We start from the raw sequence: 13,018 nt of genomic DNA, 5'->3' as shown, positions 1-13,018 counted from the left end.
CCCTGTATTAGAAGTAAATAACAATTGAATAGGGAGGGAAAGAAGAGAGTGACAAAAATAGAAGCACTCTTATTATTATGAGGGAAGGGACTTTATCTCAACAAAATATAGTTGTATTGTTTTTTAAACAGTTACGCCCGAAACAGTGGACTAAAAACTTGCTTGTATTTGCAGCGTTAGTCTTTTCAATAAAACAAGTATCTTTAACTATGGTGGCACAAGCTGCAATTTGTTTTGCGCTATTTTGTGCAATATCTGGCTGTGTCTATATTTTAAATGATTTTATGGATATTGAGGCAGATCGACAACACCCTGTTAAGCGATATCGACCGATGGCATCGGGGGCATTAAATCCGTACTTTGCTATTACGGCAGGTTGTGTTATTTTAGTAGCGTCTTTAGTAGTTTCATATATATTAAATCCGTTATTGTGCTTAGTATTAGCAGCCTATTTTATTTTAAATGTAGCGTATTCAATTCGTTTAAAGCACGTTGTAATCATTGATATTTTAATTATTGCAGCTGGATTTGTTTTACGAGCATTGGCCGGTGGATTAGTTATTCAAGTGCCATTTACACCGTGGTTTTTATTATGTACATTATTACTGTCACTATTCTTGGCTATTAATAAAAGAAGACATGAATTAGTATTGTTACAGAATAATAAAGGTTCTCATAGAAAAGTATTAGAAAGTTATTCTCCTGCTTTGTTAGACCAATTAAGTACAATTGTTACATCGGCAACTATTGTAACTTATGCTATCTTTACTTTTAATGCAGGGAAAAGTATCTATTTAATGTGGACAATCCCATTTGTAATTTACGGGATTTTTCGTTATTTATATTTAGTTCACATGGAAGATAAAGGTGGAGAACCAGATAAAGTTTTATTAGAGGATCAGCATATTTTAATAACAGTGTTGTTATATGCGATAACAGTTATTATTATACTATTGAACTTTTAATTACTCTATTCGGGTTTGTTAAAACGTTTAAGAGGAGTGTCTTAAACGTTTTTTATTTGGAATAAAACATTTTTTGAATATAAACGGTTAAGGAGTATAGAGATGCAACAATTTTTAATGATTATTTTATCAGTTGGTATGGGAGTTGTAGGGCAAATTTTATTAAAGTTTGGCGCAATGAAATCACAAAGTTCAGCGGCTGTAGGTATTATGAATTTCATTAACGTACCGAACTTTTTCGGACTAGCTTTTTACGGTTTAAGTGCATTATTATGGATGATTGTGCTGAGAAAGGTTGATTTAAGTTATGCATACCCAATGGTGAGTTTCGGATATGTATTTGTTATTATTGCGTCAGCATTATTATTTGGTGAAACAATCAATTTCATGAAAATTGCTGGAATGGTATGTATAGTAGCTGGCATTTTATTTATTGCAAAATCATAGGAGGTAAAGCAATGGGAACATATTTATATTGTATACTTCCATTTATAGCTTGGGTAGCTTCGGGAGTATTGAAATTTTTAGTGAATTATCTTCGTTCTGGAAAAGATGCTTTTCGTTTAGTTGGAAATGGTGGATTTCCTAGCACGCATACAACGATTTTATCAAGTATGGTCATGACAATAGGGTTTCATGAAGGGTTTAATACACCGATGTTTGGAATCGGGATGGCAATTTTAACAATTGTTATCATTGATGCCACAGGACTTCGCCGTACAGTTGGTAAACATGCAAGAATGTTGAATAAACATATAAGTTCGGAAGAAGAAAAATTAAGAGAGCGTCAAGGACATCATTGGCATGAGATTTTTGGTGGGCTTGTGTTAGGAACAGTTATTGGATACGTGGCACATCTAATTATGTTATTTCTACCGTAGAGAGGAGAAGAAGTATTGAATATTTGGAATGATTATAAAGGAAAGGGGATATTAGCCCTTGTCCTTTTCATTTTTTATTGGTCATTTTATTTTTTTATCGGTTGGAAAATGGATACTCACTCTAAGCTTTTTATTGAAGCGTGGGTGGTTGATACCTATTTTTCTTTTGATCAAGGATATTATATCATCTCCTTTTTCCTTGAAAAAGTAGATGTAGCAGCGGCGACCTGGTTCCGACATCCATTCCTTTATTATTTTATTCAACAATTCATGTGGATGCTGGAGACAGTAAAAGTAGGGAATATTGTACATGGTATTATATTCATTCAAACGTTTTTAAGCGCGTTCAGTGTAGTGATGATTTATACATTATGCTGTAAAATTTGTAAGAATACGATTGTTTCTTTTTTACTAGCGGTCATGTATGGATTTTCAGCTACAATGTTAGTTATTACGTGGACACCAGAATCTTTTAGCTATGCAAATTTCACATTGGTACTTATGTGCTTTGTATGCTATCCATTTATTACAGGGGAAAAAGAAGCGAAAATAGGATTTAGTATTGCGAATGTATTGTTGGCAATAGTAATAACAGGGGTTACATTAACCAATTCGTTTATGTGGTTTTTAGGTAGTCTGATGAGTTATAAGAAACTACGGAAAAAAATTATTTGGACTGGTATTTCGATTGTTATTGTCGTGGTCCTGTTTGTATTAGCAATGAACGCAAATAATGTCGTTCTTATCGAAGGATTAAAGGGTAGTATGGACTTTGCTGCGCAAGGACAGAGTTTTTCACCAGAATACGTTAAGCCATCAGGTATATTAGTATTTCATCTATTATTAGGATCTTCATTCATCTTTGGACCATTCTCGGAAGTTACTTTAAGACAAGGTGAGCAATTCGCACAATTAAATATACTTCCATCGCATACTATGATCGGGTGGATTGTGATTGTATCTGTGTATGCTTTTATAATAGTAGCTGTATGGAAAAACTTTAGAAAAGAGCCTTTCGTAAGGTTTTTAAGTTTCTGTTTACTATTTAATATTGTTTTACATGGAATTATTGGTTTTGGGGCATCTGAAGCATTTATTTATGGCGCACATATGCTGTTTACAATACCGTTATTATTAGCATATGGTTTTAAAGTGATGAGACGTGTAAAAGTAGTTGCTTTATGTTTAATATTAATATTAATAATTATAAATAATTTTGAAAGTATGCTATATTTTTATCATTTTGCAGTCTCCAATTATTCTTTATAATAAAATAGATTTTTAATAAAAGGGTACTTTAGATAGGATTTCTAAAGTACCCTTTTTTACTATTTCTTAAAAATAGATAAAAAATAATAGCTAGAAGTGAAGCATTTTAGAAAACATATAGTTGTTATGAAAGAGGTCTAAACATGTTTTGAGTACAAAAAGAGTAGTAAGTGTACTTAGACATCCCTGTGAGCAAATAATTTATGGTCAGCTCGAGCAATGGTATAGGTAATTCGTATACTTTTCGAGCATTTTGTAGAAGAATAATTTTTTTGAAGAAAAAGCTGTCTCAAATTTTGGAGACAGCCTTTTCTATTGATATAGTAGGTATATTTGTTGGTAATTCGATATAATTTCATTTACTACCGCGCTGTTCAAAAAAGTGTTTATAAAGAAATCGTATACAAAATCCCGTTTAAAGCAAAAGAAGTACGGCCCGTTTCTTCAGAGACAACTAATATAAGTGCATCACTCTTTTCTGATAAGCCAATTGCAGCTCTGTGACGTGTTCCTAGCTCAGGATCAACTTCTGTACTTTTCGTTAAAGGAAGAATATTAGCAGCTGAGACAATATGATTATTTTTTACGAGAACGGCACCGTCATGAAGAGGGTTACCTGGATAAAATATTGATTCGAGTAATGGCGCAGTTAAATGAGCATTTAATGTCGTTCCAGTTTGAATGAGAGCTTCAAGCGTCTCGTTTCTTTCCACAACGATAAGAGCACCATGTTTTCTGGCGCTTAAATGTTGGATAGCTGTTGTAATAAAAGATGAACTTTCCGTATAAGGTGATAAATATGCCTGAATATAGTATGTAGCTGCCAATGTTTGTACATTTGCTAACATATGATGAATATCTTCCATTTTGCATAAAATACATTCGTCTTCTTTATCGATTGCGTTCCTCATAATCGATAGTTCTTTTTCAGCAATTTCAATCATTTGCTTTGTTTGTATTTTGAGCTCTTCTGACAAGCCCCATTCGTGCATAATCCTCATTCCCTTTAGTGGAGTATTTAACAATAGTGTATACAAATATTCCTAGTAAAATCCTGTTAGATTTTATAAAATATTGAGATACAGCATGTTTTTTTCATATAATAAAGGTATGACGAGCGAGAGGAGAGAGAAGAATGAATTGGAAACAAGAATTTAGTCGCTGGCTTTCTTACGCACAATTAGATGCAGAATTAAAAGAACAGCTAGAAAATATGAAGCAAGATGAGAAGAAAATCGAGGATAGCTTTTATAAAAATCTAGAGTTTGGCACAGGTGGTATGCGTGGTGAACTTGGTGCTGGTACGAACCGTTTAAACGTATATACAGTTCGTAAAGCAACAAAAGGATTAGCAAGCTTTATTGAAAAATTAGGTGAGGAAGCGAAAAAACGCGGTGTTGTTGTAGCCTATGATTCTCGTCATAAATCACCTGAGTTCGCAATGGAAGTTGCTGCTACACTTGGGGCACGCGGTATCACAACATATGTGTTTGAAAGCTTACGTCCAACGCCAGTACTTTCTTTCGCAGTTCGTCATTTACATACAGTAAGTGGAATCGTTCTTACGGCAAGCCATAATCCACCTGAATATAACGGATACAAAGTATACGGTGAAGATGGTGGACAGTTACCTCCAAAAGAAGCAGATGAGTTAATTAGCTACGTAAATGCAGTAGAAGATGAATTAACAGTTGAAGTCGCTGATGTAGAGCAATTAAAAGCTGACGGTTTATTACATATTATTGGACAAGAAGTAGATGATGCATATGCTGCAGAATTGAACAATGTCATCATTAATAAAGAAATGGTGCAAAAGGTCGGCAAAGACTTAAAAATCGTCTTTACACCATTACACGGAACATCAAATATTTCTGTACGCCGTGGTTTAAAAGAAGTTGGATTTACAGATGTGACAGTTGTAAAAGAGCAAGAGTTACCAGATCCAAACTTCTCTACAGTAAAATCACCGAACCCAGAAGAGCACGCAGCGTTTGAGTATGCCATTCGTGACGGTGAAAAGGTAGGCGCAGATGTATTAATCGCAACTGATCCTGACGCAGACCGCCTTGGTGTAGCAGTGCGTAATCATAATGGTGAGTTCCAAGTATTAACAGGAAACCAAACAGGTGCATTAATGCTTGATTACTTACTATCTCAAAAGAAAGAAAACGGAACGCTTCCGGAGAACGGTGTCGTATTAAAAACAATCGTAACGTCTGAGATTGGCCGTACAATTGCGAAAGCATACGGTTTAGATACAGTTGATACGTTAACTGGATTTAAATTTATCGGTGAGAAAATTAGGCAGTATGAAGAAAGCGGACAATATGAATTCCAATTCGGTTATGAGGAAAGCTATGGTTATTTAATCCGCCCATTCTGCCGTGATAAAGATGCAGTACAATCTGTCCTATTTGCATGTGAAGTAGCTGCATACTACAAATCACAAGGGAAAACGTTATATGACGGTCTATTAGAAGTATTTGAGAAGTACGGTTTCTTCCGTGAAGACCTTGTATCGTTAACGTTAAAAGGAAAAGATGGAGCTGAAAAAATCCAAGAGATGATGGCAACGTTCCGTGAGAATCCGCCGAAAGAAGTAGCAGGCTTAACAGTCGTAGCAGTGGAAGACTATAAAGCAAGCATCGTTACATCTTTACAAGATGGACATAAAGAAGAGATTCACTTACCGAAATCAAATGTGTTAAAATATCAATTAGAGGATGGTTCATGGTTCTGCCTACGTCCATCTGGAACTGAGCCGAAGATTAAGTTTTACTTTGGTGTAAAAGATAGTTCTTTACAAAATAGTGAACAAAAGTTACTTACTATTAAAGAAGACATTATGAATCGTTTATAATACAAAGTAATTTTAAGTAGTAAGGAACAAAAGGGAGCGAAATCTCCCTTTTGTTTTATGTAGGAAATGATTGCTATTGATTCCGACAGGAGAGAGGGTATTTTGTGATGAAAAAAGTAAGAAAAGCGATAATCCCAGCAGCTGGATTAGGAACACGTTTTTTACCAGCAACGAAAGCAATGCCGAAAGAAATGTTACCGATAGTAGATAAACCAACAATCCAATACATTGTAGAAGAAGCAGTGAAATCGGGTATCGAAGATATTATTATCGTTACTGGTAAAACAAAGCGTTCTATTGAAGATCATTTTGATAATGCATTTGAACTAGAACAAAACTTATTAGAGAAGAAAAAATATGAGTTGCTTGAAAAAGTACAAGCTTCTTCAAAAATGGTAGATATTCATTATATCCGTCAAAAAGAGCCGAAGGGACTAGGACATGCTGTTTGGTGTGCGCGTAAATTCATTGGTGATGAGCCGTTTGCAGTGTTACTAGGTGATGATATTGTCCAAGCTGAGAAACCGTGTTTACGTCAATTAATGGATGAGTATGAAAAAACACTTTCTTCTGTTATTGGTGTACAAACTGTTCCAGAGTCGGAAACACATCGCTATGGAATTATCGATCCATTAGAACAAGAAGGTCGTCGTTACCAAGTTCGCAATTTCGTTGAGAAACCAGCACAAGGTACAGCTCCTTCAAACTTAGCAATTATGGGCCGCTACATTTTAACGCCTGAAATCTTTATGTTCTTAGAACAGCAACATGTCGGTGCTGGTGGTGAAATTCAATTAACAGATGCAATCCAAAGCTTAAATGAAATCCAACGTGTATTTGCTTACGATTTCGAAGGAAAGCGCTACGACGTAGGTGAAAAGCTAGGATTCGTTCAAACGACAATTGAAATGGCCCTGCAACACCCAGAATTACGTGATGACATGGTTGCAATGATGAAGAAAATTTTAGAAGAACAAGCGAATCAAGAGTCTTAATTTATAGGTAAAGTCCCTTTTGGATGTACAGTAGAGATATGTAATTTACTGTGCAATCTAAAGGGGACTTTTTATGAAAAAAAGACACTCTAGAGAGAGTGTCTTTAATTAGAACTTAAGTTTTTATCGGTCGGCTTCAATTCATTAGCTTTTGATTTAATTTCATTAGAAATAGCGATATTAATATTTCCGGCAGATTTTTTGTATTCTTGAATTAATGTATTAACATTTTGATTAAATGTAATTAAACTACCGCTTGGAGATTGAGATTGTTCATTAAGTGCAGTCACAATACCATACATTTTTTTATATTCTTCATAGGTTTCTTTGTACTTACTTGGCTGTTCTTTTGCAGCCTCAGAGACCAACCTTAAATCTCTTCCCATGCCGTTATAAAATACATCTACAGCTACAACCATATGATCAATTTCTTTTTTCTTAGATCTAAGAGCAGTATTGAAATCACTTCGGTTATTTATTGCGTTTGACCATGTAGTTGAATACTCGGACAATACATATGATGCAGAGTATTCGAAAGTTTCTATGGTGTTATAAAAAGATGCTGCAGCCTTTAAGTAATCAGCTTCTTTTTTCTTTTGAACTTGAATAGCCTGATATTCTTCCTCTATATTCGTTACTTTTGATATGGTGAAAAGGAAAATAAGGATTGATATAACTGATGTAAGAAATAGTATTATAGATGTTATAAAAACTTTTTTTGCTGCTACTTTTCGTATTTTCTTAATTAATCCGATGATAATAAAGATTACAGCCGCGCATAAACTAATTATAGTAAGAAATAGCAAGAAGAATGCTATACCGTTTCCAAGCATATAGTTCATTCCTAACTCGCCGTTTCCATATAATGTATAACTTCTGTATATACATAGCATGAAAAGTAAAGATAGTACGCCTACACCTATTTTAATAAGTGTGTTTTTTGATAGTTTCACTGACTTTCCTCCAGAACATTGTTTTAATTAAATGTACAAAATATAAGATTTTCTGGACTATCATAACAAAATTTATTTTTAATATGTGTCGTATATTGTCGAAAATAAAAAATGAGTTATTTCAGTATACTGAAATAACTCATTTTTTTTATTATGAAATCGTCGAATGAGAATGCTGATAAGCAGAGCGACGCACAGCATAGTATATGCGAGGTGCGATAATAGCACCGATAATTGTAAATGCAATATCTTTTACTGCAAACCACATCATAATCATCCAAGCAGCTTTATAGCTCATATTACCGCCCATAAAGAGATTGACTGCTCCGTACATGTAAGTAGTACCGATTATATAAGTTAAAATAATTCCAGTGAAAGAGGCAATTGTAAATGTAATGAAAGTGGGTCTTTCTTTTTGTTCTACTAGTTTTCCTGATACGTAAGCAACGATAATAAATGCGATAATAAAACCACCAGTAGGATCTAAAAGTGCTCCAAATCCAGCTTTGAAGTTAGCGAAGATTGGTGCGCCGGCTAAGCCAACGAGCATATATACAGTCATGGATAAGGCACCAAGTCTACTTCCAAGAAGAAGACCTGCTAAAATTGCGAAAAATGGTTGCATAGATAATGGGATGCCTGCTACTTGTAAGAAAGGTGCCCAAGATACAATATTTGCACCGATGGCCATAAGAGCAACGAACATGGCAGCTAATGCTAAATCTAAAACATGAAATCTCCTCATAATGTTAACCTCCTGTTGTTTTTAGGTTAACATTATCGTAGCGAAAATATTTACTTGTTGTCAATCAAAATATTTTGATAAGAAGGCTTTAAATAGTCTCTTAGCAACGTATATGGAATACGAAATTGCGGAATTCCACTTGAATAGGGAGCAATCTCATATAAAGGGAAATAAATGACGAGATTGTCTGGCTCTAAAAAGAAGTGAAATTTTTTCATACTCATTACTTTTTCAGTTGCATCAGGAAAATAAATGCTTTCATTTTGTTTAATTTGTCGTACAATCTCTGCACGGATTACATCTTTATATTTATCCTTTTGTTGAAATAAATCGTCTAAGTGCAGCACCTTTTTTTCGTTTAAATCAAATGTATTTGCCTTCCACGTATAAAGACCGTGTGCTCCGCCAGTATATTGATAGTAATTCACATATAGGCTAAGAAAAGGTGGTTTGTTTAAAGAGACTTTATAATCAACATTTGCTACGTACGGATGAAAGGGTGTACTAGATCCTTCTGTCTCTTTATAATATTTTTTTGCTTCTTTTTCTAATTTGTTTTTAAATTTGTCAGTGGATTTTTTGTAGTATAAATTGAGTTTATTTTGAAATTTAGAATCAGAAAAGTTGTGAAAAGAAGGCCTATTTATTTGATATTCTATATAAGGTTTCTTACCTTTTTGCGTTACAGTCTTAACATCGATTGTCAGGTTAGATGCTTTGGCTGTTATTGCACAATTTGGTACAATAGTCAGCAAGGAGAACATAAGCAGTAATATACAAAATTTCTGTTTCATTTAGGTGAAGCCTCCTTATATAAGTGTTATAAGTAGTTTGAAAATAAATAGGTAAAATTATACATTTAATTAAAGTAAGAGAAGGGGGAAGCGATATGGCAAAAACTTTAATGGATTCACTTGGAATTGAGTTGTTAGAGATGACAGAAGATAAGGTAGTTGCTACGATGCCTGTTGATGAGCGTACGCATCAACCGTTTGGATTTTTACATGGAGGTGCATCGGTTGCATTAGCGGAAACAGTGGCAAGTGTTGGTTCATATAATTTAATTGATCAAGAAAAATGTATTTGTTTCGGATTAGAAATTAATGCAAACCACATTCGCTCAAAGAAAGATGGAATTGTAACAGCGATCGGAACACCGATACATAGAGGACAATCGACAATGGTTTGGGATGTTCGTATTATTGATGAAAATGATGATTTACTATGTATATCAAGATGTACAGTAGCAATTAAAGAAAAACGTGAAAAGTAAAAAAGAGGCGCTCTTATGAGCAGCCTCTTTTTCTTATAATTAGAACTGGATTTTCTTCTCTAAGAAACCTTTTAGTTCGCTAATTGGCATACGAACTTGTTCCATTGTGTCACGGTCACGTACTGTAACAGCTTTGTCTTCAACTGAGTCGAAGTCATATGTGATACAGAATGGTGTACCGATTTCGTCTTGACGACGGTAACGTTTACCGATAGAACCAGTTTCATCAAAGTCTACCATGAAGTCTTTAGCTAATTCTGCGAATACTTCAGTAGCACCTTCAGATAGCTTCTTAGATAATGGTAAGATAGCTGCTTTGTATGGTGCTAAAGCAGGGTGGAAACGAAGAACTGTACGAGAATCGTTTTCTAATTGCTCTTCTTCATATGCATCACATAAGAATGCTAATGTTACGCGGTCTGCGCCTAAAGATGGCTCGATGCAGTATGGCACGTAACGCTCATTCGTTTGTGGATCAATATAGTTAAAGTCTTCGTTTGAATGTTCCATGTGACGTTTTAAGTCGAAGTCTGTACGAGATGCAACGCCCCAAAGTTCGCCCCAACCGAATGGGAATTTGAATTCAATGTCAGTTGTTGCATTACTGTAGTGAGATAACTCTTCTTCACCGTGGTCACGAAGACGCATGCTCTCTTCAGACATACCAAGTGAAAGTAACCAGTTTTTACAAGTTTCACGCCAGAATGCAAACCACTCTAAATCTTCACCAGGCTTACAGAAGAATTCAAGTTCCATTTGTTCGAATTCACGTGTACGGAATGTGAAGTTACCAGGCGTGATTTCGTTACGGAAACTCTTACCGATTTGGCCGATACCAAATGGAAGCTTTTTACGCATAGAGCGTTGAACGTTTTTGAAGTTTACGAAAATACCTTGTGCTGTTTCAGGACGAAGGAAGATTTCGTTTGTGCTAGACTCTGTAACACCTTGGAATGTTTTGAACATTAAGTTGAACTGACGGATTTCAGTGAATTCTTCACTACCGCAATCAGGACATTTTACTTCATGTTCTTTCATTAAGTCAGCCATTTGGTCGAAAGTAAGACCATCAACAACCATTTCGATGCCTTTTGCATCTAAAGCATCCTCAATTAATTTGTCAGCACGGTGACGAGCTTTACATTTTTTACAGTCGATCATTGGATCGTTGAAGTTACCAACGTGACCAGAAGCTATCCAAGTTTTAGGGTTCATTAAAATAGCTGCGTCTAAACCAACGTTGTATGGAGATTCTTGAATGAATTTTTTCCACCAAGCTTTTTTAACATTATTTTTTAATTCGATTCCAAGTGGACCGTAATCCCAAGTGTTTGCAAGACCACCGTAAATTTCAGAACCAGGGAAAACAAAACCGCGATGTTTCGCTAAGTTTACAACTTGTTCCATTGAATACATAAGAAAATCCTCCTTTTGAAAGTTAACGTATTGGCGATGACATACTCTGATACTTTGGAAACGAGCAGTATATGCTAAAAAGAACATAAAAAAACGCTCATCCCAAGGCTTATTTGCCTAGGGACGAGCGTTTGCCCGCGGTTCCACCCTAGTTGATACACAAAAGGTGCATCCACTTTATCATGTATTGCTCGGGACTGCCGTTTCCTTGCGGCTTCAGGCTTTCACTATCCCTGAATCGCTTTTTATGCAAGTACTTATAAGTCCGTCATCGCTACTTATATTAATAATAATGAACATATTCTAACACGTTCTTTTTTAAATCTCAATAGAGGAACGCGTCTATCTATGATAGAGTCTCGCCTATTTTTTCATTATTTATTCCGTAATTTTGCTTAATATGCTTAATTGCTTCACGCTTACTTAATGGAGCGAGCTCATTGTTTTGAACGTATTCCCAAACTACATCCGGATTTGTTTTTGCATATTCACGAAGGACCCAGCCAATCGCTTTTTGAATGAAAAATTCTTTTGAAGAATGTAGTTGTCCAATAATCCAGAAAAGAAGTTCTTCATCCATCTTTTGTTTATATTTTAGTTGGAATAAAATAGCGGCACGTTGTAACCATATGTTATCTGATGCAATCCATTTTGGAATATAGGCAGAAATTAATTCTGGATGTTTTAAAAAGATATCGCCTAAAAATGTAGGGACGATGCTATCGACAGAGTCCCACCAAGATTTTGTGACAATCAGTTCTTCTAAGAAGGGGATATGAGTTTCGTTTATATGCTTTTTATATTTTTGCATAATATCAAGTGCGGCCGCTTGGAATTCACGTTCTGGTAAGTCCCAAAGCTCACGTATGATAATTTGGAAGTCTTTTTGATCTGGGAGAGTATGTATTTGAATGATGTCTTTTAATAATTGGCGTCTTTCCGGTGTTTGAATACCTAGAAATGGGAAGTGATTTTTCATATAACGAGCCATAGGTTCTGCTTTTTCAGGATTTTGATGAGCTGTGAAATGCTCTTGTAATGCTTTTACAAATGGATGCATAAGTGTTGCTCCTCTCTTATTCTCTTTCTTCTCTTATTATACAAAGAGTTTGGATAAATTTTAAAACATAACTTGCAATGTAATGAAATATGTTGAAAGTAGAGAGGAGAGGATAAGATGGAGGATCAAGGCGTATTAGCAGGTTTCTTTGCTCTTAGTTTTGCGTTTATTCTTGTTATATTGATTTGGGCAATTATTTCATATTTGTTAACGGCTTTTGCACTTTATTCGATGGCGAAAAATGATGGTGCAACGGACGGGGTGCTTGCGTTTATTCCGTTTTTGAATAGTAAGACATGGGGTGACTTAGCGAAAGATAAATTACCAGATTTTTTGAAAGAAGAAGCAGGGTGGAAAGTATTCGGTATATACGTTGCATGTTTTATTTTTAATTTCGTACCAATTATAAGTTTACTAGCAACAGCTGTATTGATTGTATTGTCCATTTATCTTATCTACGCTATTTTAGACAGATACGGAACGAACTCTATATTATTTACGATTATTCATGTAATCACATTTTCAGTGTTCTTACCGATTCATTTATTTATCATTCGAAATGAACCGGTGAGATATAAAGAGTAGATTTTTCTTTTTTGTT

Annotated in this window: 14 protein-coding genes; 8 read left to right on the top strand and 6 right to left on the bottom strand. The window is 35.0% G+C overall.

Annotation, left to right across the window (positions count from 1 at the left end; translation table 11 throughout):
• Window positions 1-77 precede the first annotated feature (77 nt).
• The 4 genes from MHH55_RS19025 (at window position 78) to MHH55_RS19010 (ending at window position 3,115) form a co-directional block, all read left to right on the top strand.
• A complete protein-coding gene (locus MHH55_RS19025; protein WP_016123674.1) occupies window positions 78-965 on the top strand; it encodes a decaprenyl-phosphate phosphoribosyltransferase in 888 nt (295 codons plus the stop codon).
• Between the two features lie 102 nt (window positions 966-1,067).
• The gene (locus MHH55_RS19020) at window positions 1,068-1,412 is read left to right on the top strand and encodes an EamA family transporter (protein ID WP_001183889.1); all 345 of its coding nucleotides are present in this window, start codon (window positions 1,068-1,070) and stop codon (window positions 1,410-1,412) included.
• Between the two features lie 11 nt (window positions 1,413-1,423).
• Window positions 1,424-1,846: a divergent PAP2 family protein gene (locus tag MHH55_RS19015; protein WP_000537660.1), complete on the top strand. Its 423-nt coding sequence runs from the start codon at window positions 1,424-1,426 to the stop codon at window positions 1,844-1,846.
• A 15-nt stretch (window positions 1,847-1,861) separates the two neighbouring features.
• Window positions 1,862-3,115, top strand: coding sequence for a DUF6080 domain-containing protein (locus tag MHH55_RS19010; RefSeq protein WP_065212301.1), 1,254 nt, complete (start codon window positions 1,862-1,864; stop codon window positions 3,113-3,115).
• 386 nt (window positions 3,116-3,501) lie between these two features.
• Here MHH55_RS19010 and cdaS read toward each other — a convergent pair whose 3' ends face one another.
• Complete coding sequence (gene cdaS / locus MHH55_RS19005) at window positions 3,502-4,107, bottom strand: sporulation-specific diadenylate cyclase CdaS (protein WP_000545252.1); 606 nt, start codon at window positions 4,105-4,107, stop codon at window positions 3,502-3,504.
• Between the two features lie 143 nt (window positions 4,108-4,250).
• On the opposite strand from cdaS, the gene MHH55_RS19000 reads away from it, so the two are divergent.
• Window positions 4,251-5,975 carry a phospho-sugar mutase gene (locus MHH55_RS19000; protein ID WP_001104221.1) on the top strand — a complete coding sequence of 575 codons (1,725 nt, stop codon included), beginning with the start codon at window positions 4,251-4,253 and terminating at the stop codon, window positions 5,973-5,975.
• A gap of 107 nt (window positions 5,976-6,082) precedes the next feature.
• A complete protein-coding gene (gene galU / locus MHH55_RS18995; RefSeq protein WP_002097988.1) occupies window positions 6,083-6,970 on the top strand; it encodes a UTP--glucose-1-phosphate uridylyltransferase GalU in 888 nt (295 codons plus the stop codon).
• A gap of 104 nt (window positions 6,971-7,074) precedes the next feature.
• On the opposite strand, the gene MHH55_RS18990 is transcribed toward galU, so the two are convergent.
• The 3 genes from MHH55_RS18990 to MHH55_RS18980 form a co-directional block, all read right to left on the bottom strand.
• A complete protein-coding gene (locus tag MHH55_RS18990) occupies window positions 7,075-7,923 on the bottom strand; it encodes a hypothetical protein (RefSeq protein WP_048538404.1) in 849 nt (282 codons plus the stop codon).
• A 151-nt stretch (window positions 7,924-8,074) separates the two neighbouring features.
• Window positions 8,075-8,668, bottom strand: a complete 594-nt coding sequence (locus MHH55_RS18985; protein WP_048538405.1) for a biotin transporter BioY — start codon at window positions 8,666-8,668, stop codon at window positions 8,075-8,077.
• 50 nt (window positions 8,669-8,718) lie between these two features.
• The gene (locus MHH55_RS18980; protein ID WP_000810329.1) at window positions 8,719-9,462 is read right to left on the bottom strand and encodes a DUF3298 and DUF4163 domain-containing protein; all 744 of its coding nucleotides are present in this window, start codon (window positions 9,460-9,462) and stop codon (window positions 8,719-8,721) included.
• A gap of 95 nt (window positions 9,463-9,557) precedes the next feature.
• On the opposite strand from MHH55_RS18980, the gene MHH55_RS18975 reads away from it, so the two are divergent.
• A complete protein-coding gene (locus MHH55_RS18975; RefSeq protein WP_001140612.1) occupies window positions 9,558-9,941 on the top strand; it encodes a hotdog fold thioesterase in 384 nt (127 codons plus the stop codon).
• Between the two features lie 39 nt (window positions 9,942-9,980).
• Here MHH55_RS18975 and MHH55_RS18970 read toward each other — a convergent pair whose 3' ends face one another.
• Window positions 9,981-11,357, bottom strand: coding sequence for a glycine--tRNA ligase (locus tag MHH55_RS18970; protein ID WP_000287151.1), 1,377 nt, complete (start codon window positions 11,355-11,357; stop codon window positions 9,981-9,983).
• A 346-nt stretch (window positions 11,358-11,703) separates the two neighbouring features.
• Window positions 11,704-12,417 carry a DNA alkylation repair protein gene (locus MHH55_RS18965; protein WP_000553309.1) on the bottom strand — a complete coding sequence of 238 codons (714 nt, stop codon included), beginning with the start codon at window positions 12,415-12,417 and terminating at the stop codon, window positions 11,704-11,706.
• A 117-nt stretch (window positions 12,418-12,534) separates the two neighbouring features.
• On the opposite strand from MHH55_RS18965, the gene MHH55_RS18960 reads away from it, so the two are divergent.
• A complete protein-coding gene (locus MHH55_RS18960) occupies window positions 12,535-13,002 on the top strand; it encodes a hypothetical protein (RefSeq protein ID WP_078187087.1) in 468 nt (155 codons plus the stop codon).
• Window positions 13,003-13,018: the final 16 nt, after the last annotated feature.

The organism is Bacillus sp. FSL K6-2944 (genome assembly GCF_038005385.1).
Classification (GTDB): domain Bacteria; phylum Bacillota; class Bacilli; order Bacillales; family Bacillaceae_G; genus Bacillus_A; species Bacillus_A cereus.
The sequence above is the reverse complement of the archived record's forward strand: the minus strand, read 5'-3'. Positions and strand labels throughout refer to the sequence as shown.